Origin of the sequence: Streptomyces sp. NEAU-W12 (assembly GCF_026242095.1) — a bacterium.
Classification (GTDB): Bacteria; Actinomycetota; Actinomycetes; order Streptomycetales; family Streptomycetaceae; genus Streptomyces.
The window spans coordinates 68,994-90,881 of the sequence record NZ_JAPJDM010000006.1 but is presented as its reverse complement, the minus strand read 5'-3'; the positions used below and the strand labels follow the sequence as shown (position 1 = coordinate 90,881).

Below are 21,888 nucleotides of genomic sequence, written 5' to 3'. Positions count from 1 at the left end.
CTCCCACCCGAAGACGTGACCACTCCCCCCCCACTGCCGCTCTCCCGCCCGTCCGAGCGGCAGAGCGGCATTCGTTCGCCGGCTGCTCACGTCTTCGGGCAGGACCGCGCCCGGGTCAGACCGCCGTGGGCGTCCTCGTCGTGCGGGACGTCGTGGCGATGGTGGCGGAGCCGACGACCCGGGTGCCCGCGTAGAGGACGACGGCCTGGCCGGGGGCCACGCCGCGGACCGGCTCCCTGAACGACACCTCCAGGATGCCGTCGTCGGTCAGTTCGGCGGTGACCTCGGTCTCGTCGCCGTGGGCGCGGAGCTGGGCGGTGTAGGTGCCGGGGCCGGCCGGGGCGGTGCCGCACCAGCGGGGCTCGACCGCGGTGAGCGCGCCGACGTCGAGGGAGTCCGCGGGGCCGACGGTGACCGTGTTGGTCACCGGGGAGATGTCCAGGACGTACCGGGGCTTGCCGTCGGGGGCGGGGGTGCCGATCCGCAGGCCCTTGCGCTGGCCGATGGTGAAGCCGTGGGCGCCCTCGTGCGTGCCGACCTTGGTGCCGGACTCGTCGACGATGTCGCCCTCGGCCCGGCCCAGCCGGTTCGCGAGGAAGCCCTGGGTGTCGCCGTCGGCGATGAAGCAGATGTCGTGCGAGTCGGGCTTCCTGGCCACTGCCAGTCCCCTGCGCCCGGCCTCCGCGCGGATCTCGTCCTTGGTGGTGACCGTGTCGCCGAGCGGGAACATCGCGTGGGCGAGCTGCCGGTCGTCCAGCACGCCGAGGACGTACGACTGGTCCTTGGCCATGTCGGAGGCGCGGTGCAGCTCGCGCGTGCCGTCGGACAGGGTGACCACGCGCGCGTAGTGGCCGGTGGCCACGGCGTCGAAGCCGAGGGCGAGGGCCTTGTCCAGCAGCGCGGCGAACTTGATCTTCTCGTTGCAGCGCAGGCACGGGTTGGGGGTGCGGCCGGCCTCGTACTCGGCGACGAAGTTCTCCACCACGTCCTCGCGGAAGCGGTCGGCGAGGTCCCACACGTAGAACGGGATGCCGATGACGTCGGCGGCGCGGCGGGCGTCGCGCGAGTCCTCGACGGTGCAGCAGCCCCGCGCGCCCGTGCGGAAGGACTGGGGGTTCGCGGAGAGCGCGAGGTGGACGCCGGTCACGTCGTGTCCCGCTTCGGCGGCACGGGCCGCGGCCACGGCGGAGTCGACGCCGCCGGACATGGCGGCCAGGACGCGAAGGGGGCGGGAGGGCTGCGGGGTCTCAGTCATAACCCCTCCAGAGTACGGGGCACGGGAACCGGAACGACCGGGTATCCGTTGGAGGTCGCATGGGGGAGAGAAGAGCTTCCGGGGACCGGGCCGCCAAGGACGGGGACCGTCGCATCGGCCGACGGGCCCTGATCGTCGGCGGAGTGACCGCCGCCGCGGGTACGGCCGTGCTGGCGCGGGACGAGCTGGGCCGCCTGTGGTGGAGGGTGCCCGGGGTCGAGAAGCCGCGTGAGGACGGTGTCGTCGACTTCGCGGGCGCGCGCTGGGTGGCGGCCTCGGACGCCAACTGGCGGCGTGCGGACCGACCCGACGACTTCGGCATAGACATGGTGATCGTGCATGTCACCCAGGGCAGTTTCGACAGCGCGGTGCGGGCCTTCCAGGACCCCGGGCACCAGGCGGCGACGCACTACATCGTCGGCCAGGACGGACGCGTCGCACAGATGATCCGCGAGCTGGACGTGGCCTACCACGCGGGAAACCGCGACTACAACGAGCGCAGTATCGGCATCGAGCACGAGGGGTTCGTGGACCGGCCGCAGGACCTCACGGACGAGATGTACGAGGCCTCGGCCCGGCTCACGGCCCGCATCTGCGCCCGCTACGACATCCCGGTCGACCGGGAGCACATCATCGGCCACATCGAGGTGCCGGGGACGGATCACACCGACCCGGGCCCGCACTGGGACTGGGAGCGCTACATGAAGCTCGTACGTCGGGCGCTCACGGCGACGGCCTGACCCCCACCACCCGAAAAATGGACAAAAACCTCAAGCCACCCTCTTCCATTCACAAACGGGCGTTCTATCATGGGAACAGGCCTACGGGACGAGTGAGGGAGTTCGACCGGAGTAGCCGACTTCAGCGCGAGGTTTCGGCTTCCGCTGGTGCCGACATCGACGGTCGGGCTGAGAGGCCGGAAGGTCGCAGGACCGGAAGGCGACCCCTAGTCACCTGATCCGGGTCATACCGGCGAAGGGAACCCGTCTCGTAGGTCGTAGTCGTGCCCGGGGGAAGCTAGGTCAGTCCCGCCGCCCGCGCACGGTCCACCGCCGGTCCGATGGCCTTCGCCAGGGCCTCGACGTCGGCACGGGTGGAGGTGTGGCCGAGGGAGAAGCGCAGGGTGCCGCGGGCCAGGTCCGGGTCGGTGCCGGTGGCCAGGAGGACGTGGCTGGGCTGGGCGACACCGGCGGTGCAGGCGGAGCCGGTGGAGCACTCGATGCCCTGGGCGTCGAGCAGGAGCAGCAGGGAGTCCCCCTCGCAGCCGGGGAACGCGAAGTGGGCGTTGGCCGGAAGTCGCCCCCCGGGCGCGGGGTCGCCGCCGAGGACGGCGTCCGGGACGGCCTCGCGGACCGCGGCGACCAGTTCGTCGCGGAGCGCGCCGATCTCGCGGGCGAACCACTCCCGTCGCCGGGCGGCGAGCCGGCCGGCGACCGCGAAGGAGGCGATCGCGGGCACGTCGAGCGTGCCGGAGCGTACGTGCCGCTCCTGACCGCCGCCGTGCAGCACGGGTACGGGGGTGTGCTCGCGGCCCAGGAGCAGTGCCCCGATGCCGTACGGGCCTCCGATCTTGTGGCCCGAGACGGTCATCGCGGCGAGCCCGGACGCGGCGAAGTCCACCGGCACCTGGCCGAAGGCCTGGACGGCGTCGGAGTGCAGCGGGACACCGAATCCGGCGGCCACCTCGGCGAGTTCGCGGACCGGCAGAATCGTCCCGATCTCGTTGTTGGCCCACATCACGGTGGCCAGGGCCACGTCGTCGGGGTTGCGGGCGATCGCCTCGCGCAGGGCGTCCGGAGGGACCCGGCCGCAGGAGTCGACCGGCAGGTACTCGACGGTGGCACCCTCGTGCTCGCCGAGCCAGTGGACGGCGTCCAGGACGGCATGGTGCTCGACGGGGCTGGCGAGGACCCGGGTGCGGGCCGGTTCGGCGTCGCGGCGGGCCCAGTACAGGCCCTTCACGGCGAGGTTGTCGGCCTCGGTCCCGCCCGAGGTGAAGACCACTTCGCTGGGGCGGGCGCCGAGGGCGTCGGCGAGGGCCTCGCGGGCCTCCTCGACACTCCGGCGGGCGCGCCGGCCGGCCGCGTGCAGGGAGGAGGCGTTGCCGGTGACGCCGAGGTGCGCGGTGAGTGCCTCGACTGCCTCGGGAAGCATCGGGGTGGTCGCGGCGTGGTCGAGGTAAGCCATGGTGAGGCCGATTCTACGGGCCGCGTCCGCTGCCTCCGGGGTGCAGTCGGCCGGATACCACGCCCGCTCAGAAGCTCCAGGAGATCGTGTCGTTCATCTGCATCAACGCCAGCAGGACCAGCAGGTCGGCGATGCCCAGGCCGAGACCCAGGCAGGCGCGTGCGCGCCGGGTCGTGCCCCGCCGCAGGGCGACGCCCGCCAGCACGATGGCGATCGGCCCGAGAACGACGTTGAGGACGAGCAGGCCCAGCAGCCCGAGGACGAAGGAGGCGACCGCCATGCCGTCGGCGTCCTGGACAGCGGTTCGGTGGGCGACCCGGGAGGTGGGGTCCATGGGGGTCAGCCCTCCCGGCGGGCGCGGGCGTGGCGCTCGCGCAGGGCGAAGACGGTGAGCCAGACGGCGATGACGGCGCCCCCGGCCGCGGAGACGGGCAGGGGCGCGTGGGCCACGGTGCCCAGGACGACGCCCATCAGCAGAAGCGCGGCGGCGAGGAACAGCATGGGTCGGACTCCTCCGGGCCTCGGGTTCGGTGAACATCTGCAGGTACGGGTGTTCACTGACCGGACAGCCTAAACACTCGGCGCCCGCGGTCACGCTTTGCAATTCCGGAGAACAGCTGTTGACTGCACGGCATGAGTCACACCCTCGGCGCCCGGCAGGCCCAGAAGCAGAGGACCCGGCGGGCACTCCTCGACGCGGCGCTGGGGCTGCTCGAGGAACAGGGCCTCGGCAGCCTGGGGCTGCGCGAGGTCACCCGGGCCGCGGGGGTCGCCCCGACCGCCTTCTACCGGCACTTCCGCTCGATCGAGGACCTGGGCGTGGCACTGGTCGGGGAAGCGCTCGAAAGCCTGCACCCGTTGATCGGAACGGCGATGGCCACGAGCGGTGACGCCGAGGAGCGCATCACGCGCGCCGTGGAGCTGATCGCCGGGCACGTGGACCAGCACCCGGCACACATGCGGTTCATCGTCCGTGAACGGCACGGTGGGGTGCAGGCGGTCCGGGAGGCGATACACGACCAGCTCGCCCGGTTCACCGAGGAGGTGGCGAAGGCGCTGGCCGGGGACCCGGTGTCCGCGGGCTGGAGCGAGGACGACCTGCTGATGCTGGCCCAGCTCTACGTCGACCAGATGATCGCCACGGGATGCCTCTTCCTGGAGGCACCGGCATCGGCGACGGCGACGGACCCCGGGGAACGGGGAGGGGCGCGGACGCGGGAGCGCGTGGCGCTGATGGCGGCCCGCCGGCTGCGGCTGATCAGCATCGGCCGTCTGCACTGGCTGGACCGCCCGGCCGACGCAAGCACTCCCGGCGGCGACGCTCCCGGCGACGGAACGAGAGGCGGCGGTGCGGCCGGCTGACGCGCCGACCGCACCGCGAAGGACCGCGAGACCTGCGAGGGTCCGGAAGGGCCTGCTAAGGATCCGCTCAGCCCAGGCGCACCCGGGCGAGCTGGCGGGACTGGGCCACCAGGCGGCCGGCGCCGTCCCAGACCTCGGCGTCCTCTTCGAGGAAGCCGCCGGCGAGGTTGCGGGTGGTGATCGACACCCGCAGCGGGCCGGGCGCCGGGCGGGAGCGGACGTGCACCGTCAGCTCGACCGTGGGGACCCAGCCCTTGAGCCCGAGCTCGAAGGCGGTGGGGGGCAGCGCGTCCACCGCGAGGAGCAGGGAGAGCGGGTCGTGGTCCCGGCCGTCGGCGAGCCCGAACCAGGCGCGCACCTCCCCCTTGCCGGAGGGCTTTCCGAGGGCCCAGCCGAGGGTCGACGGGTCCATCTTGAGCATCAGCCGGTCCATGATGGCGGAGCTGCCGTCGACGGGGGCCGGGCCGTCCTCGGAACCGAGGCACTGGTCCATGGGGGGCATCACGGGCGGCTCGGCCGACGTACGGACGTCGTCGGGCAGGGCGTCCAGGTCGCCGTAGGAGGCCAGGAGGCGGATGCGCTCGACCTCACGGCCCCGGTCGTCCGTCTGGAAGAGGGACGCCTGCCCGGTCGAGAGGGTGCGTCCGGTGCGGACGGTCTGGGTACGGACGACCGCCGGGCCCGGCTGGGAGGCGGTCAGGTAGTGCGCGGTGAGGGTGAACGGGTCCGGGTGCGGCAGGGCGTCGGCGAGGGCACGGCCCAGGACGGCCAGCAGATAGCCGCCGTTGACGGCGCTGATGATCGTCCAGCCGGCGGAGAGATCGGCGTCGTAGACGCCCGGTTCGCGGGGGACGACCGCGGTGTCGCGATCGAACTCACTGTCGCCGATGGCGGCCCGAACGGCCGCGGCGGAGGCTGCTTCTGGCATGGATGAACAGTACAAGAGTGACCTACTGAGCGGTAGCTTTCCCTCTGTCTCCCTGTTCCTCCCCCGCTCCCCTCGTCTACTCCTCCTCGCGGACCGTCGAGAGCCGCTGCCACGCACGGGGCGCCCGCCAGTGGTACCGCAGCGCCAGCAGCCGCAGGACGAACGCCGTGATCACCGCCACGGTGCTGGTGAACGCGTTCAGCGCGTCGAACCGGATGCACAGCGCGACCATGGTGGCGCCGACGATCGCCGGTACCGCGTACAGGTCGCGGTCCCAGCGCAGCAGCGAGGGCACCTCGTTGGCGAGCACGTCCCGCAGCACACCGCCGCCCACCGCGGTGGCGAGACCCATGCAGGCGGAGGCGGTCAGGCCGAGCCCGTAGTCGTACGCCTTGGTGGTGCCGACGACGCAGAACAGGCCGAGCCCTGCGGCGTCGAAGAAGTTGACGGCGTTCTGGATGCGCTCCACGTGCGGGTGGAGGAAGAAGACCAGCACCACGGCGGACAGCGGGGTGACGAAGTACCCCAGGTCCGTGAAGGCGGCGGGCGGCACCGCGCCGATGACCACGTCGCGGAAGAGACCGCCGCCGAGGGCGGTGACCTCCGCGAGTACGGCGATGCCGAAGACGTCGAGGTTCTTGCGCACGGCCAGCAGGGCGCCCGAGATCGCGAAGACGAAGATGCCGATCAGGTCGAGTGCGTGCAGGAGGGACGGGCTGAAGAGTTGCTGAAGCACCCGCACATTCTTGCTCAGCAAGAACCCCTCGCCTTACAAAGCAAGGCGAGGGGCGAGACGAACGTGCTGTCCATGGATCGATGGGATCAGATCTTCGATGGGATCAGATCCGCGGTCCAGTCGTCCGACGGCCGCCGGGCTGTCCGCGAAGGTGCGGACCGGCCCGGGCGGGCGCCGGGCGGTGGCCCGGAGGGGCCCCGGAGCGCCGGGAGGTTTTGCTCCGTCCAGTGCTCCGGGAATCCGGGAGTACGGCGGTCCGTCAGTCGGTCCCGGACGGACCCTTGGCGGGCGCGTCCGGCCCCGTCGCGTCGTGGCCCTTCGCGTCGGCATCGGCCGTCGGATCGCTCGGGACCTCGACCACTGCGGGCACCTTCTCCTTGACCACCGCGGCGTCCGGCTTGGTCGTCGAGTCGGCCGGCAGGAGCGCGGCGGGAACCTCCGCCTCGCCCTCGGCCCGCTCCACCGGCACGTCCTCGGTTTCCTTGACGGCCCCGATGTCCGTCGGCCGGCTCCGGGTCAGCTCTCCCGACGCGATCTCGGCGGTGTAGTGGCAGGCCACCCGGTGGCCGCCGCCGACGTCCTTCAGCTCGGGTCGCTCGGTCGCGCACTTCTCGGCCTGGGCCCAGGGGCAGCGGGTGTGGAAGCGGCAGCCGGTGGGCGGGTTCGCCGGGGAGGGCAGGTCGCCGGTGATCAGGATGCGCTCGCGGCGGTCCTCCACCTCCGGGTCCGGCACCGGCACCGCCGACATCAGGGCCTTGGTGTACGGGTGCTTGGGTTCGGCGTAGAGCGTGTCGCTCGGTGCCTCCTCCACCAGCGAGCCCAGGTACATCACGCCGATGACGTCGGAGATGTGCCGGACGACCGCGAGGTCGTGGGCGATCACCAGGTAGGTCAGGCCGAGTTCCTCCTGGAGTTCCTCCAGCAGGTTGACGACCTGGGCCTGGATCGACACGTCGAGCGCGGAGACCGGCTCGTCGCAGATGATCACGTCCGGCTCGAGGACCAGTGCGCGGGCGATGCCGATGCGCTGGCGCTGACCGCCGGAGAACTCGTGCGGGTAGCGGGCCAGCGCGTTGGAGGGCAGGCCGACCCGCTCCAGGATCGCCTTGATCTTCTCCCGGCGCTCCTCCTGGTTCTTGCCGATGCCGTGGGCGACCATGCCCTCGGACAGGATCGACTCGATGTTCTGCCGGGGGTTGAGCGAGCCCAGCGGGTCCTGGAAGACCATCTGGAGCCGGCGCCGGAAGCGGCGCATCTCCTCGCCGGGCAGCTTCGCCAGGTCGGTGCCGTCGAGGACGACCGACCCCTCGGTGATGTCCACCAGCCGCAGCACCGACCGCCCGAGGGTGGTCTTGCCGCAGCCGGACTCGCCGACCAGGCCGTAGGTCTCGCCGGCCTCGACCTTCAGGGACACCCCGTCCACGGCGTAGACGTGTCCGACCGTACGGTCGAACAGGATGCCCTTCTTGATGGGGAAGTGGACCTTGACGCCGTCCAGTTCGAGCAGGCTCATGCGGGGACCTCCTCGGCCTTCGCGTCGTCGGGTACGGGGTTGACGCACCGCACCTGGTGACCGGCGGCGCGCTCCTCGGAGAGCTGCGGGGTGCCGGTCAGGCAGCCCATCTCGTACCGGTCGCAGCGCGGCGCGAAGGCACAGCCGTCGGCCCAGGCGACGCGGTCGTTGATGGAGCCGCGGATGGGTGTGAGGGACTCGCCCCGGGGGGCGTCCAGGCGCGGGATGGAGCCCAGCAGTCCGTGCGTGTAGGGGTGGGTCGGGTGGGCGAACAGTTCCCGGCGCCCGGCGGACTCCACGGCCTTGCCCGCGTAGAGCACGTTGACCTCGTCGCAGAGGCCGGCGACCACCCCGAGGTCGTGGGTGATCATCAGCAGGGCGGTGCCCTCCTGGTCCACGAGTTCCTTGAGCAGTTCCAGGATCTGGGCCTGGATCGTCACGTCGAGGGCCGTGGTGGGCTCGTCGGCGATGAGCAGGCTCGGGGCGCAGGCCACCGCCATGGCGATCAGCGCGCGCTGGCGCATGCCGCCGGAGAGCTGGTGCGGGTACTCCTTGAGCCGCCGGGTCGGGTCGGGGATGCCGACCCGGTCCAGCAGGTGGGCGGCCTCCTTGCGGGCGGCCTCCCCCTTCATCCCGCGGTGGCGCTCCAGGATCTCGGTGACCTGGACTCCGACCGGCACGACCGGGTTGAGCGAGGACAGCGGGTCCTGGAAGATCATCGCCATCTTGCTGCCGCGCAGGTCACGGCGGGCGGACGGGCTCATGGTGAACAGGTCCGTGCCGTCGAATTCGGCGCGGCCGCCGACCGTGACGCCCTTGTGGGGCAGCAGGCCCATCAGGGCCAGGGAGGTGACGGACTTTCCGCAGCCGGACTCGCCGACCAGGCCCGCGACCTGGCCCCGGTCGACCGCGAAGGAGACGCCGTCGACCGCCCGGGACTCCTTGCGGCCGCGGCCGCCGAAGGTGACGGTCAGTTCGTCGACAGTGAGCAGAGACATGGTGGTTCAGCCCCTCAGCTTCGGGTCGAGGGCTTCCCGCATGGCCTCGCCGAGGAGGGTGAAGCCGAGGGCGGTGATGATGATACCGACGGCGGGGTAGACCGCCATCATCGGCGCGTAGCTGAAGAAACGCTGCGCCTGGGCGAGCATGACGCCCCACTCGGGGATGGCCGGGTCGGGGTTGCCCAGGCCCAGGTAGGACAGGGCGGCCGCCTCGATGATCGCGGTGGCCAGGGAGAGCGTGGCCTGCACGATCACCGGGCTGAGCGAGTTGGGCAGGATCTGGGAGAGCACGATCCGGCGCTTGCGGACGCCCAGGGACTTGGCAGCGAGCACGTAGTCGGCGCCGCCCTGGACCAGCATGGAGCCGCGCAGCAGCCGGGCGAACACCGGGATCTGCACAACGCCTACGGCGATCATCACGGTGGTCAGCGACTGGCCCATGACCGCGGCGATGGAGACGGCGAGCAGCAGGGAGGGCATCGCCAGCATCATGTCGATGAAGCGCATGATGACGGAGTCGATGCGTCGCCCGGTGTCGCCGCCGAGGGTGGCCGCGGCTCCGGAGACGGCACCGATCAGGAAGCCGGAGACCAGGCCGATCAGGGTGGCGATGATGCCGACGAGCAGGGTCTGACGGGCTCCGACGAGCATCCGGGAGAACAGGTCGCGGCCGAGATGGTCGAGACCGAACCAGTTCTCCCCTCGTGCTCCGATGAACTCTCCCCGGTTGGGGAAGACCTCGTCGCGCCAGATCTGGGCGCTCGGCGAGTGGGGGGCCAGGAAGGGGCCGACGATCGCGACGGCGAAGAACGCGGCGATGATGACGGCACCGACGATGGCCATCTTGCTGGACTTCAGGCGGCGGAAGGCCTCCCGCCAGAGACTGGCTCCGGTGCTGGTCTCGTTGCCGGCCGTCAGCTCCGCGAGACGCTGGATCTTCTCGGTCTTGGTGGCACTCATGGTGGCACTCATGTCAGTGCACCCGCACTCTCGGGTCGATGATGCTGTACGCCAGGTCCACCAGCAGGTTGATCAGGACATACACCATCGCGATGAGCATGATGAACCCGACGAGCACCGGGTAGTCGCGTCCGTCGATCGACGTCTTGATGAAGTTGCCGATGCCGTTGAAGGAGAAGACGGATTCGGTGAGGACCGCACCGGACAGAAGGGAACCGGTCAGCAGACCGACCGAGGTGATCACGGGCAGCATCGCGTTGCGCAGCACGTGACGGCTGCGGACGACCTTGCGCTTGAGCCCCTTGGCCTCTGCGGTGCGGACGTAGTCCTCGTCCTGGACCTCGAGCACGCTGGCGCGGGTCATACGCACGATGACCGCGAGCGGGATGGAGGCCAGGGTGACGGCGGGCAGGATCAGGTGGTGGATCGCGTCCCAGGAGGCGTCCAACTCACCCGTGAGAATGCCGTCCAGTACGGCGAATCCGGTGATGCTCGTGGCGTCGATGCCGGTGTCCAGGCGTCCGAAGGCGGGGAAGAAGCCGAGCTTGACGGCCAGGACTTCCTTGAGGATCAGGCCGAGGAAGAAGACCGGAATGCAGATGCCGACGAGCGAGCTGGAGACCGCAGTGATGTCGAGCCAGCCACCGCGCTTGCGGGCGGCGATGTAGCCGAGGGGAATCCCGACCGCCACGGCGATGATCATGGCGAGCAGGGACAGTTCCACCGTCGCCGGGAACCTCAGTGTGAACTCCTCCCACACGGGCTGTCCGGTCTGGACGGAGGTACCCAGATCGCCCTGGAGGAGACGCTTGATGAAGCGCCAGTACTGGACATAGACGGGCTGGTCCAGTCCGAGTGCGCGGTTGATGCGCACCACCTCGGCCTCGGTGGCCTTTTCCCCCAGGATCGCTGAGGCGGGTCCGCCGGGCAGCCGGTCGAGCCACAGGAAGAGCAGAACCGACAGGCCGAGCAGCGTGGGTATGAGCTGGAGCAGTCTTCGTACGACGAGACGCAGCACCCCGCATGCCCCTTTCTTACGTGATGTGTGACATGAACGGACCCGCCCGGCCGCCGAGTTGCGACGGCCGGGCGGACCCAGTGTGCTTGGGTGGTTACTACTCGCCTACTTGAACGAGGTCTCGGCGAAGATCTCCTGCGTCAGCGGGGAGACGTTCGGCGGGTTCACGTTCTTGGCGAAGGCGATGGCCGGCGGGGAGGACGAGACCGGGACACCGGGGAGGTAGTCCATGATGACCTCGTTGGCCTTCTTGTACGCGGCCACGCGCTCGTCGTGGTTGCCGAGGGTCGAGCCCTCGTTCACGGCCTCGAAGACCTTCTTGTTCTTGAAGCCCCACTGCTTGTCGTACCCGGCGAACCAGGTGCCGATGAAGTTGAAGCCGTCGTTGAAGTCACCGGTCCAGCCGAGCATGTGCAGGTCGCAGGAGCCCGACTCGGTGGCGTCCAGGTAGTCCGGGGCCCACTTCATCGCCTTCGGCGTGACGGTGATGCCGGACTTCTCCAGGTCGGCCTTCATCAGCTCGAACAGGTCCTGCGGGGCAGGCATGTACGGGCGGGTGACCTCGGTCGGGTAGCAGAAGTCGACCTTCAGCTTCTCCTGGCCGGCCTTCTTGAGGAGCTTCTTGGCCTCGGCGGTGTCGTACGGGTACTGCTCGACGTCCTTGGAGTAGCCCTCGACCGTTTCGGGCATGAACTGGTCGGCGACCTTGCCGCCCTCGGGCAGCTGGGTCTTGACCAGGTTCTCCCGGTCGATCGACTGCGCGATGGCCTGGCGGACTTCCTTCTTCTTCAGCGCGGGGTTGGCCTCCTGGCTCATGCCCACGTAGAAGAGGTTGAAGACGCCACGGGTCGGGACGACGTAGCCCTGGTCCTCGAGGGTCTTGACGTCGGCCGGCGCGACGAGGTCGTAGCCGTCGATGTCACCGGCCTGGAGCGCCTGGCGGCGGCCCTCTTCGGTGTCGATGGTGCGGAAGACCAGGTTCTTGATCTTGGCCTTGTCGCCCCAGTAGCCGTCGAAGCGCTCAAGGGAGACTTCCTTGTTGCCCTTGTTCCACTTCGTGATCTTGTACGGGCCGGTACCGGCGACCGTGCCGGCCTCCTGGCTGTACTTGGGGTACGTGATGGCGTCGCCCTTGGCGGAGGCGTCCTGCTTCTTGTACGCCTCGAGCGCCTTCGGCGAGTGGATCGCCAGGGCCTGGAGGGAGAAGCCGCCGGGGAGGTTGGCGGAGGGCTCCTTGACCTCGATGACGGCGGTGTTCTCGTCCTTCGCGGTGCAGGACTTGTAGTTCGCCTCGGGCGTTTCCTTGTCCTCGTTCTTCGCGAAGCCGCCCATGATGGACTGCCAGTAGTACGAGACCGCGCTGGACTGGTAGGTGCCCGTCCAGTTGAACCAGTGGTCGTAGTTGGCGCAGACGGCCTCGGCGTTGAACGCCTCGCCGTCGTGGAACTTCACGCCCTTGCGGAGGTCGAAGGTCCAGACGGTGCCCTTGTCGTTGCTCGACCACTTCTCGGCGAGGCCGCCGACGAGCTCGCTGCCGCCCGACTCGTGCTCCAGAAGCGCCTCGAAGGCCTGCCGCGTCACGCGGAAGGTTTCACCGTCGCTCGCCAGGGCAGGATCGAGGGAGCCCGGGTCACCGGCGCCGGCGAAGACGAAGGTGTCCTTCTCGCCGCCGCTCTCGTTGTCACTGTCCCGTTCGCTGGAGCAGCCCGTGGCGATCAGACCGACCGCCACCGCGGCCGTGATCGCCCGAGCGGCTCGGGACTTGGGTATGCGCATATTGGGGCCACTCCGGGTCCGCTATGTGGATGCATCTTGACCGGCCGAACACTACAGACGTTCACAGCGAGTCGAGAACAGTCCGGATAGCGGTGATACCTAGCTGAGATCTGAACAGTTGACATAAGGGACGCTTCAGGCGCCCTCCCGTCACGAATTAACCGTCCGGACACATCTGACAGCTCGTCAGCACCCTCGAAAAAAGCGCCAGGCGGCGTGAAGAACGGGTGAAACCGCAGGTGACAGGCGGTTGACCGGTCATAGCTGAGTGCACATGGCCGAAAATCTGACGTGAAATCAGCCCTCGGGGGCGGGGCGGCCGTCCCTCGCCCGCGGGCGCGTCCATTCCGTGGACGCCGTCACGCTGAGTCAACACGAGGGTGTGCGGCCGGGCCCTTCCGGACCTGCCCCTCCCGCATACGCCCCGGTCAGCCCTGGTGCGCGGGCGGGTAGCCGGAACCCGCGGCGGGGGGCGCCGCGGCGCCGTGCGCCTCGCGGTCGTAGAACGGGCGGGCGTGGGCGCGCAGCCACATCGCGACCGGGTCGTGCTCGTCGGACATCGCGACGGTCGACACCGGGAGCCCGTCCGGGACCGCGCCGAGGGACTGGCGCATCATCGCGCGCACCGCGTCCACGGCCGGCGGCGACGTGTCGTACACGTCCAGGCCGACGGCGAGGTACGGGGCGCCGAGCGACGGCTGCACCCAGGCGCGGCGCAGCGAGCGGACGGCGGGGGTGCGGTGCGCGTTCTGCGCGAGCAGGGCGTAGAACTGCGGGATCTCGATGGCGGGTTCGGACAGCCGCAGGGGCCCGGCGGGCTGACGGTCCAGCCCGGTGGCGAGCCGGCGCAGATCGAGCCAGGGGATGCCGAGGCCGCCGCCGGGGGCGTGCGGGTTGAGCCAGAGTCCGTAGCGGTCGGGGTAGAGGGCGCGGGCCGCCTCGAGGCCGTCGACGACCTCGTAGGACCGGTTCCAGCCGCTGGCGGACAGCTCCTGGGCGGAGGTCACGCAGGGCGCGTAGCCGAAGCCGTCGACCTCCATGTTCCCGTACTGGGCGTCCGGGGAGCCGGCCTGGCCGTGCCACAGCAGCATCCAGACGTGACCGGAGGAGGGAGTCGCGAGCGCGCGCAGCAACGCCTCATAGGCGTCGTAACGCCCGGGTGTCACCTGGCGCAGCATGTGCTCGACCTGCCCGGCCGCCGCGGTGCCAGCGCTCACTTTGTATCGCCCCTCCGTACCGCCCGTACAACACCCTCGCCCGAGCCAATGAACCTAGCTTAAGCGCCTGACGGCGCCGGGGAGCTCCGCCGGTGCGCGACAGCTCCCCGGCAACGCCGCGGCGTCCCTCAGCGCTGCCACTGGTAGAAGGGGCGGAGGCGGTCGCGCATCCACTGGCCGACCGGGTCCTGGGCCACGTCCAGGAGGACGAGGTTGACGGGCCACCTCACCGGCTCGCGGCCCAGGGCACGGCCCAGCGCGTCCATCGGCGCGGCCCGCAGGTCGCCCTCCGTCCGGGACAGTTCGGCGAGGGCCAGCTCGACGCCGACGAACAGGACCGGGTCGGCCGTCTCGATCTCGGCGAGGCAGCGGCGGGCGGTGGTGACGAGGCCGAGAGCCTCGAACTCCGCGGAGGCGGCGGCGAGGAAGTCCACCGGGTCGTCCTGCCAGTCGGGTTCGAACAGCTTGACCCGGCCGCCGCTCGCGGGGCCGTCCAGCGGGCCGCGTCCGGCGCGGCACAGGGCGGCGACGGCGGGGGGCGGCAGCGGGACACCGACCACTCCCCCGGGGTTCACGGCGATCCCGGCCTGCGGCGGCAGACCGCGCGCGAACTCCACCGCGGGCGCGACGGTGAACGACATGTGGGTGCCGACGACCTGACGGAACTGCTCCTCGGAACTGAAGACCGGTACGTACGCCTGGCCGTCGATCTCCGTCGTGGGCAGGTCCAGCGGGCCGCTGTCCGGTCCGCCGCCGTTGGGCAGCGGTATCCACAGGTGGCTGCGGCCCAGCACCTCGATGATCCGGCCGTCGGCCGAGGGGACGCCGAGGGCGGCGGAGAGCGCCTCCTCCAGCTCGTTGCCGGGCCATCCGCCGTGCGGGTGGGGGTGAGTCCGTGCCGGGAAGTCCGCGGAGAAGCCCGCCGGGAAGTCCATCTGCCTACCGCCTGCCTGAAACCACTGCTGTGGCTGGAAAGGCTAACCGCTGCCGCGCCCCGGCGTGCGGCCCGGCCACCGGCCGGCCGCCCGGGAGGCCGCCGGCCCGTGATCAGTCCGTGAACTCGATGTGGTGCAGCGCGTCCGCCGCGTCGCGGTCGGCCAGGACCGCCGAGCCGCAGCCCGCGGGCAGGTCGCCGCGCACCACGGACGTCAGCAGCCGGTCGAGGGCGGTGCGGTGGCGCCGGAAGGCGTACCGGGAGACCCCGCGGCCGCGCTCGCGCTGACCGTCCAGGGCCTGCTCCGGGGGGACGTCGAGCAGCAGCAGATGCAGGACCGCGCCCCGGCGGCGGGCCTCGCGGGCCAGCCAGCGGCGCACCCAGGCCTGCGTGCCGCAGTCGTGGACGACGACGCCCTCGCCGGTGCGCAGGGCGCGCCGCAGTCCGGCGTAGTGGGCGAGGCGGACCAGGGGCCGGTACACCGCGTACGGCAGGAGGCGCGGCGTGCCGCGGTCCCAGCGGTCCCGGGTGTCCTGCGAGTCGATGCGGGTGCCGCGCGCCGCGCGCCGCATGAGGGTGGACTTGCCGCTGCCGGGCAGTCCGGTGACCACGACGAGGTCGCGGGGGCCGAAGAACAGGGCGTGCGGGCTGCGGCCGGCGCGTCCGCGCAGGTCGCGGACGACCGGCGCGGGCAGACTGGCGCAGGCGTCCCGGGCCGAGGGGGTCTGCTGCTCGGGCAGCGTGACGCCCGTGGTGGCGGCGTACGCCGTGGCCTTGTTCACCGTAAGTCCTCCCCCTGGGGGCGGCCCGGCCCTGTGACCAGGTACCGGACCGTCTCCCCGCCGAGTGTAAAGAGACGGTAACGCCGAGGCTTCCGGATTCCTTCCCTTTCCCGGTACAGACCTGTCACAGCCGTCCGTGAACACCCGGGCACCCTGCGCTTCCTCCCAGAAGGGTCCCCCTGCCGCGGCCCGGCGATGCGTGCAATGATGTGCGCGCCAACTGCATACCGGCCGTTCGAATCCGCGCGGGAGAGTCTCCGGCACCGTTGCCGCCGGGGCGCCGAAGGAGCAAGTCCCTCCCTTGAATCTCTCAGGCACCGTTACCGCGTGGGCGAGGCACATCTGAAAAGCGGGCCGCCGCGCGTGTTTCCGGCGGCCCCACCCAAGGTGCAAACCGTGGTCGCCCCCTGCGCGGGCGGTCATGGCGAACCTCTCAGGTTCCGATGACAGATGGGGAGGAACGACCTCGCCCGTCCTGCCCTGGGAGACCGACCGATGAGCAGTACCGAACCCCGCCGGACCGCACTGGACGCCCTGCACCGTTCGCTCGGCGCCACGATGACCGATTTCGCCGGCTGGGACATGCCCCTGCGCTACGGCTCCGAACGCGACGAGCACAACGCCGTGCGCACGAGGGCCGGCCTCTTCGACCTCTCCCACATGGGCGAGATCACCGTCACCGGTCCGCAGGCGACGCAGCTCCTGGACCACGCGCTGGTCGGCAACATCGGGACCGTCAAGCCCGGCCGCGCCCGCTACACCATGATCTGCCGCGAGGACGGCGGCATCCTGGACGACCTGATCGTCTACCGGCTCGAGGACACCGGGGCCGGATCCCCTCACTACATGGTGGTCGCGAACGCCTCCAACGCCCAGGTGGTGCTGGACGCGCTGGTGGAGCGGTCGGCCGGCTTCGACGCCGAAGTGCGTGACGACCGCGACGCGTACGCGCTGCTCGCGGTGCAGGGCCCCGAGTCCCCCGGCATCCTGCAGTCCCTGACCGACGCCGACCTCGACGGCCTGAAGTACTACGCCGGGCTGCCCGGGACGGTCGCGGGCGTCCCCGCGCTGATCGCCCGTACCGGCTACACCGGCGAGGACGGCTTCGAGCTGTTCGTGAAGCCGGAGCACGCGGTCGGGCTGTGGCAGGCGCTGACCGGGGCCGGCGAGGGCGCCGGGCTGGTCCCGTGCGGGCTGTCCTGCCGGGACACGCTGCGCCTGGAGGCGGGCATGCCGCTGTACGGCAACGAGCTGAGCACCTCCCTGACGCCGTTCGACGCCGGGTTCGGCCGGGTGGTGAAGTTCGAGAAGGAGGGCGACTTCGTGGGCCGCGCCGCCCTGGCCGAGGCCGCCGCCCGCGCCGAGCGGACCCCGCCCCGCGCCCTGGTCGGCCTGGTCGCCGAGGGCCGCCGGGTGCCGCGCGCCGGGTACGCGGTGGTCGCCGGCGGCGAGGTGATCGGCGAGGTCACCTCCGGCGCGCCCTCCCCGACGCTGGGCCGGCCGATCGCGATGGCGTACGTCGACGTGGCGCACGCGGCGCCGGGCACGGAGGGCGTCGGCGTGGACGTCCGCGGCAGCCACGAGCCGTACGAGGTCGTGGCGCTGCCGTTCTACAAGCGGCAGAAGTGACACCGTCGTAGACGGCCCCGGCGCGGCCTTCCGGGCTTTCGCACGTCGGGGTACGGCGGTGCACGGTGCCGTACGACGGCGCAGGTTGGCGTAGTTTCCGACTCATCAAGCACATCCCCCGCTTACAGGAGAACCCAGACCATGAGCAATCCCCAGCAGCTGCGTTACAGCAAGGAGCACGAGTGGCTGTCGGCCGCCGAGGACGGTGTGTCGACGGTCGGCATCACCGAGCACGCGGCCAACGCGCTCGGCGACGTCGTGTTCGTCCAGCTTCCCGAGGTCGGTGACACCGTGACCGCGGGCGAGACCTGCGGCGAACTGGAGTCGACCAAGTCGGTCAGCGACCTGTACTGCCCGGTCACCGGCGAGGTCACCGAGATCAACGAGGACGTGGTGAACGACCCGTCGCTGGTGAACTCGGCCCCCTTCGAGGGCGGCTGGCTGTTCAGGGTGCGGACCGGCGAGGAGCCGGCCGACCTGCTCTCCGCCGCCGAGTACGACGCCTTCATCCAGGGCTGAGGAGGCCGTAGCCGCATGTCGCTTCTGAACACCCCGCTGCACGAGCTCGACCCCGACGTCGCCGCCGCGGTCGACGCCGAGCTGCACCGCCAGCAGTCCACCCTCGAGATGATCGCCTCGGAGAACTTCGCCCCGGTCGCGGTCATGGAGGCCCAGGGCACGGTTCTCACCAACAAGTACGCCGAGGGCTACCCCGGCCGCCGCTACTACGGCGGCTGCGAGCACGTCGACGTGATCGAGCAGATCGCCATCGACCGGGTCAAGGAGCTGTTCGGCGCCGAGCACGCCAACGTGCAGCCGCACTCGGGCGCGCAGGCCAACGCTGCCGCCATGTTCGCACTGCTCAAGCCCGGTGACACGATCATGGGCCTGAACCTCGCGCACGGCGGGCACCTGACCCACGGCATGAAGATCAACTTCTCGGGCAAGCTCTACGACGTCGTCGCCTACCACGTCGGCGACGACGGCCGGGTCGACATGGCCGAGGTCGAGCGGCTGGCCAAGGAGAGCAGGCCGAAGCTGATCGTCGCCGGCTGGTCGGCGTACCCGCGGCAGCTGGACTTCGCCGAGTTCCGCCGGATCGCGGACGAGGTCGGCGCGTACCTGATGGTCGACATGGCGCACTTCGCCGGTCTGGTCGCGGCGGGCCTGCACCCGAACCCGGTCCCGCACGCCCACGTCGTCACCACGACCACGCACAAGACGCTCGGCGGCCCGCGCGGCGGCGTGATCCTCTCCACCGCCGAACTGGCCAAGAAGATCAACTCCGCGGTCTTCCCCGGCCAGCAGGGCGGACCGCTGGAGCACGTGGTCGCGGCCAAGGCGGTCGCCTTCAAGGTCGCGGCGTCCGAGGAGTTCAAAGACCGCCAGCGCCGCACCCTGGAGGGCGCCCGCATCCTGGCCGAGCGCCTGGTCGGGGACGACGTCAGGGCGGTGGGCGTGGACGTGCTGTCCGGCGGTACGGACGTGCACCTGGTCCTGGTCGACCTGCGCGACTCCGAGCTGGACGGGCAGCAGGCCGAGGACCGGCTCCACGAGGTCGGCATCACCGTCAACCGCAACGCGATCCCGAACGACCCGCGGCCGCCCATGGTCACCTCGGGCCTGCGGATCGGTACGCCCGCCCTGGCCACCCGCGGTTTCGGCGCCGAGGACTTCGCGGAGGTCGCGGACGTGATCGCCGAGGCGCTGAAGCCGTCCTACGACACCGAGGCGCTCCGGGCGCGGGTCACGGCCCTCGCCGAGAAGCACCCGCTGTATCCCGGTCTGCAGTAGTTCCGTACGCTTTCGTTCGTACGGACGTCCGGGGCATCGCGCACACTGGGTCGGTGAGCGCGGTGCCCCGCACCATGCACCGCGCACGTGACGTCCCCCTTCGATCCCCCTTCGATCCCCCCTTCGGTCCACCCCCTGCCCGGCGGACAGCGCCGTCCGCCGAACCCCTAGGAGTCCTTCCGTGGCCCTCTCGGTCTTCGACCTGTTCTCGATCGGCATCGGGCCGTCCAGCTCGCACACGGTCGGCCCGATGCGGGCTGCCCGCATGTTCGCGCGGCGGCTGCGCAACGAGGAGCTGCTGGAGCCCGTCGCCTCGGTCCGCGTGGAGCTGTACGGCTCGCTCGGCGCCACCGGCCACGGGCACGGCACGCCCAAGGCGGTGCTGCTCGGCCTGGAGGGCGCCTCGCCCCGCACGGTGGACGTGGAAACGGCCGACGAGCGGGTGGAGAAGATCAGGGAATCGGGCCGCCTGCGCCTGCTCGGCGACCACGAGATCGCGTTCTCCTTCGACGACGACCTGGTCCTGCACCGCCGCAAGGCGCTCCCGTACCACGCGAACGGCATGACCCTGTGGGCGTACGACGCATCCGGTGCCGAGGTGCTGGCGAAGACCTACTACTCGGTGGGCGGCGGCTTCGTCGTCGACGAGGAGGCGGTGGGCGCGGACCGCATCAAGCTCAACGACACGGTTCTGAAGTACCCGTTCCGCACGGGCGACGAGCTGCTGCGCCTGACCCGGGAGACGGGCCTGTCCATCTCCGCGCTGATGCTGGAGAACGAGCGCGCCTGGCGGACCGAGGAGGAGATCCGCGAGGGGCTGCTGGAGATCTGGCGGGTGATGCAGGCGTGCGTGGCGCGCGGCATGTCCCGCGAGGGCATCCTGCCGGGCGGCCTGAAGGTGCGCCGGCGTTCCGCGAACACGGCACGCAAGCTGCGCGCGGAGGGCGACCCGAAGGCCCTCGCCATGGAGTGGATCACGCTCTACGCGATGGCCGTGAACGAGGAGAACGCCGGCGGCGGCCGGGTCGTCACCGCCCCGACCAACGGCGCGGCCGGCATCATCCCCGCCGTCCTGCACTACTACGTCAACTTCGTCCCCGGTGCCGACGAGGACGACGTGGTCCGCTTCCTGCTGGCGGCCGGTGCGATCGGCATGCTGTTCAAGGAGAACGCGTCCATCTCCGGCGCCGAGGTCGGCTGCCAGGGCGAGGTCGGCTCCGCCTGCTCGATGGCGGCGGGGGCACTGGCCGAGGTGATGGGCGGCTCGCCGGAGCAGGTGGAGAACGCCGCCGAGATCGGCATGGAGCACAACCTCGGCCTGACCTGCGACCCGGTCGGCGGCCTGGTCCAGATCCCGTGCATCGAGCGCAACGGCATGGCCGCGGTGAAGGCGGTCACCGCGGCGCGGATGGCGATGCGCGGCGACGGGTCGCACAAGGTGTCCCTGGACAAGGTCATCAAGACCATGAAGGACACCGGCGCGGACATGTCGGTCAAGTACAAGGAGACGGCGCGGGGCGGGCTCGCGGTGAACATCATCGAGTGCTGAGGACGGGACGCCGCGGACGGCGTATGTTGTCCTCGCTGGTCGGGTTCTGGTCCGGACACGGGGTCCGGTGTTCTGTTGGGGGTTGGTACACATGGTTGCCGGTCGTGTGGTGCGGTTCGACGCCGTACGGGGTTACGGGTTCATCGCTCCGGAGCACGGCGGGGAGGACGTCTTCCTCCACGTCAACGACGTGCGGATTCCGGAGCATCAGCTGCGTCCCGGGGTCACCGTGGAGTTCGAGATCGAGGAGGGCGACCGGGGGCTGAAGGCCTCGGGCGTGCGGCTGGCCCAGGGGTCCGGTCCGGTGTCCTCCGCCGGGGTGGGCCGGCATCCGGACGGCGACGACTCGCTGTGCGACGTGCTCACCGCCGAGGAGTACCTCCAGGAGGTCACGGAGGTCCTGCTGTCCGCCGCGCCCACGCTGACCGGCGAGCAGATCCTCCAGGCGCGCCGCGGGCTGCTGCAGTTCGGCAAGACCCACGGCTGGTGCGACGGGTGAGACGGGCACGGTAGACCGGGCCCCGGTGCGGCCGGGCGGGGTCCGGGAGGCCGTCGTGCAGGAAGCGGGTGCGCCCGACGGACACGGGACGGGAGTGCGTCGGGCCCTGCGGGCGTCGGCGTCGGGCCCGGCCCGCAGGGGCCGGACCGGGCTCCGGCCCCTGCGGCCCTGTCCGGTCAGCCGGCGACGTCCGTCCGTCTCCTGCTCGCGATCGTCTCCGCGAGCGGGCCGGGCTCCAGCACGGTGCCCGCGGGGCCGGCCGGGTTGACGTACAGCGCGTGGCCGTGGGGCAGGCGGTCCAGGAGGTCGGAAGCGGCGACGTGTTCGAAGGCGAAGCCGCCCACGGCGTCGAGGTGGGGCGCGGCGGTGAAGACCGGGACCACGAGCCTGCCGCCCTCCACGGCGGCGGTCACCGGTGTTCCGTCCGGCAGGGTCAGCACCGCCACCTCGGCAGTGGCCAGGGCGCGCAGTACGTCCTCGGCCGGTCCGTAACCGGTGACGGCGAGCTGGAGGGCCTCGTCGACGCCGTCGGTGGCCTCGGGCCAGCCGAGCGATTCCGGGGAGGGGCGGTGGGCCTCGTTGTCCTCCCACTCCTCGATCTCGCCGGTGGCCCCCGTGCGCCAACGGCCGATCACGGCCCAGTCGGGCGGCACTCCCTCGCCCGGCCAGCCGGGGTCGATCATGCTGATCCAGTGCTCCGGCGCGAGCCGTGCGGCCTCGACGATGTCCTCGGGAGGCGTGGGCATCG

General features: G+C 71.1%; 22 protein-coding genes and 2 riboswitches. Of the genes, 7 read left to right on the top strand and 15 right to left on the bottom strand.

What is annotated here, in order from left to right:
• Positions 1 to 115 precede the first annotated feature (115 nt).
• Positions 116 to 1,255: a tRNA 2-thiouridine(34) synthase MnmA gene (gene mnmA, locus ORI94_RS09400; protein WP_266073934.1), complete on the bottom strand. Its 1,140-nt coding sequence runs from the start codon at positions 1,253 to 1,255 to the stop codon at positions 116 to 118.
• A gap of 59 nt (positions 1,256 to 1,314) precedes the next feature.
• Here mnmA and ORI94_RS09395 point away from each other — a divergent pair, with 59 nt between their 5' ends.
• Positions 1,315 to 1,995 carry an N-acetylmuramoyl-L-alanine amidase gene (locus ORI94_RS09395; RefSeq protein WP_266073933.1) on the top strand — a complete coding sequence of 227 codons (681 nt, stop codon included), beginning with the start codon at positions 1,315 to 1,317 and terminating at the stop codon, positions 1,993 to 1,995.
• Between the two features lie 84 nt (positions 1,996 to 2,079).
• A riboswitch (TPP riboswitch) is annotated at positions 2,080 to 2,253 on the top strand.
• A 19-nt stretch (positions 2,254 to 2,272) separates the two neighbouring features.
• Here the strand turns inward: ORI94_RS09395 and ORI94_RS09390 are convergent.
• The 3 genes from ORI94_RS09390 to ORI94_RS09380 all read right to left on the bottom strand — a co-directional run bounded on the left by ORI94_RS09390 (position 2,273) and on the right by ORI94_RS09380 (position 3,943).
• Positions 2,273 to 3,442, bottom strand: a complete 1,170-nt coding sequence (locus ORI94_RS09390) for a cysteine desulfurase family protein (protein ID WP_266073932.1) — start codon at positions 3,440 to 3,442, stop codon at positions 2,273 to 2,275.
• A 67-nt stretch (positions 3,443 to 3,509) separates the two neighbouring features.
• Positions 3,510 to 3,776 carry a DUF4190 domain-containing protein gene (locus ORI94_RS09385; RefSeq protein WP_266073931.1) on the bottom strand — a complete coding sequence of 89 codons (267 nt, stop codon included), beginning with the start codon at positions 3,774 to 3,776 and terminating at the stop codon, positions 3,510 to 3,512.
• A gap of 5 nt (positions 3,777 to 3,781) precedes the next feature.
• Positions 3,782 to 3,943 carry a hypothetical protein gene (locus ORI94_RS09380; protein WP_266073929.1) on the bottom strand — a complete coding sequence of 54 codons (162 nt, stop codon included), beginning with the start codon at positions 3,941 to 3,943 and terminating at the stop codon, positions 3,782 to 3,784.
• A 132-nt stretch (positions 3,944 to 4,075) separates the two neighbouring features.
• Here ORI94_RS09380 and ORI94_RS09375 point away from each other — a divergent pair, with 132 nt between their 5' ends.
• Entirely contained in the window at positions 4,076 to 4,804 is a 729-nt protein-coding gene (locus ORI94_RS09375; protein WP_266073928.1) for a TetR family transcriptional regulator, read from the top strand.
• Between the two features lie 67 nt (positions 4,805 to 4,871).
• On the opposite strand, the gene ORI94_RS09370 is transcribed toward ORI94_RS09375, so the two are convergent.
• The 10 genes from ORI94_RS09370 to ORI94_RS09325 form a co-directional block, all read right to left on the bottom strand.
• Entirely contained in the window at positions 4,872 to 5,732 is an 861-nt protein-coding gene (locus tag ORI94_RS09370; protein ID WP_266073926.1) for a thioesterase family protein, read from the bottom strand.
• A 76-nt stretch (positions 5,733 to 5,808) separates the two neighbouring features.
• Complete coding sequence (locus tag ORI94_RS09365; protein ID WP_266074140.1) at positions 5,809 to 6,468, bottom strand: trimeric intracellular cation channel family protein; 660 nt, start codon at positions 6,466 to 6,468, stop codon at positions 5,809 to 5,811.
• A 259-nt stretch (positions 6,469 to 6,727) separates the two neighbouring features.
• Positions 6,728 to 7,981, bottom strand: coding sequence for an ABC transporter ATP-binding protein (locus tag ORI94_RS09360; protein ID WP_266073925.1), 1,254 nt, complete (start codon positions 7,979 to 7,981; stop codon positions 6,728 to 6,730).
• On the bottom strand, positions 7,978 to 8,979 hold the full coding sequence (locus ORI94_RS09355; protein ID WP_266073924.1) for an ABC transporter ATP-binding protein: 1,002 nt from the start codon (positions 8,977 to 8,979) through the stop codon (positions 7,978 to 7,980). Before ORI94_RS09355 ends, ORI94_RS09360 begins: the two co-directional genes overlap by 4 nt.
• 6 nt (positions 8,980 to 8,985) lie before the next feature.
• Positions 8,986 to 9,942, bottom strand: a complete 957-nt coding sequence (locus ORI94_RS09350) for an ABC transporter permease (protein WP_266073922.1) — start codon at positions 9,940 to 9,942, stop codon at positions 8,986 to 8,988.
• A gap of 13 nt (positions 9,943 to 9,955) precedes the next feature.
• Complete coding sequence (locus tag ORI94_RS09345) at positions 9,956 to 10,960, bottom strand: ABC transporter permease (RefSeq protein WP_266073921.1); 1,005 nt, start codon at positions 10,958 to 10,960, stop codon at positions 9,956 to 9,958.
• Between the two features lie 105 nt (positions 10,961 to 11,065).
• On the bottom strand, positions 11,066 to 12,736 hold the full coding sequence (locus ORI94_RS09340; protein ID WP_266073920.1) for an ABC transporter substrate-binding protein: 1,671 nt from the start codon (positions 12,734 to 12,736) through the stop codon (positions 11,066 to 11,068).
• Between the two features lie 428 nt (positions 12,737 to 13,164).
• On the bottom strand, positions 13,165 to 13,953 hold the full coding sequence (locus ORI94_RS09335; protein ID WP_266073918.1) for an enhanced serine sensitivity protein SseB C-terminal domain-containing protein: 789 nt from the start codon (positions 13,951 to 13,953) through the stop codon (positions 13,165 to 13,167).
• A gap of 128 nt (positions 13,954 to 14,081) precedes the next feature.
• Positions 14,082 to 14,888 carry an enhanced serine sensitivity protein SseB gene (locus tag ORI94_RS09330; RefSeq protein ID WP_266073917.1) on the bottom strand — a complete coding sequence of 269 codons (807 nt, stop codon included), beginning with the start codon at positions 14,886 to 14,888 and terminating at the stop codon, positions 14,082 to 14,084.
• Between the two features lie 112 nt (positions 14,889 to 15,000).
• Positions 15,001 to 15,669, bottom strand: coding sequence for an AAA family ATPase (locus ORI94_RS09325; protein ID WP_266073916.1), 669 nt, complete (start codon positions 15,667 to 15,669; stop codon positions 15,001 to 15,003).
• Between the two features lie 236 nt (positions 15,670 to 15,905).
• Positions 15,906 to 16,005, top strand: a riboswitch (glycine riboswitch).
• 159 nt (positions 16,006 to 16,164) lie between these two features.
• On the opposite strand from ORI94_RS09325, the gene gcvT reads away from it, so the two are divergent.
• From gcvT to ORI94_RS09300, 5 genes are all read left to right on the top strand, one after another.
• Positions 16,165 to 17,298, top strand: a complete 1,134-nt coding sequence (gene gcvT / locus ORI94_RS09320) for a glycine cleavage system aminomethyltransferase GcvT (RefSeq protein ID WP_266073915.1) — start codon at positions 16,165 to 16,167, stop codon at positions 17,296 to 17,298.
• A 141-nt stretch (positions 17,299 to 17,439) separates the two neighbouring features.
• Positions 17,440 to 17,817 (top strand): glycine cleavage system protein GcvH, encoded by a 378-nt coding sequence (gene gcvH / locus ORI94_RS09315; RefSeq protein WP_257847892.1) that lies wholly within the window; start codon positions 17,440 to 17,442, stop codon positions 17,815 to 17,817.
• A gap of 15 nt (positions 17,818 to 17,832) precedes the next feature.
• Positions 17,833 to 19,092, top strand: coding sequence for a serine hydroxymethyltransferase (gene glyA, locus ORI94_RS09310; protein WP_266073914.1), 1,260 nt, complete (start codon positions 17,833 to 17,835; stop codon positions 19,090 to 19,092).
• A gap of 181 nt (positions 19,093 to 19,273) precedes the next feature.
• Positions 19,274 to 20,641, top strand: a complete 1,368-nt coding sequence (locus ORI94_RS09305; RefSeq protein ID WP_266073912.1) for an L-serine ammonia-lyase — start codon at positions 19,274 to 19,276, stop codon at positions 20,639 to 20,641.
• Between the two features lie 91 nt (positions 20,642 to 20,732).
• The gene (locus ORI94_RS09300; RefSeq protein WP_266073911.1) at positions 20,733 to 21,140 is read left to right on the top strand and encodes a cold-shock protein; all 408 of its coding nucleotides are present in this window, start codon (positions 20,733 to 20,735) and stop codon (positions 21,138 to 21,140) included.
• Between the two features lie 176 nt (positions 21,141 to 21,316).
• Here ORI94_RS09300 and ORI94_RS09295 read toward each other — a convergent pair whose 3' ends face one another.
• Positions 21,317 to 21,886, bottom strand: a complete 570-nt coding sequence (locus ORI94_RS09295) for a type VII secretion system-associated protein (protein WP_266073910.1) — start codon at positions 21,884 to 21,886, stop codon at positions 21,317 to 21,319.
• Between the last annotated feature and the right edge of the window lie 2 nt (positions 21,887 to 21,888).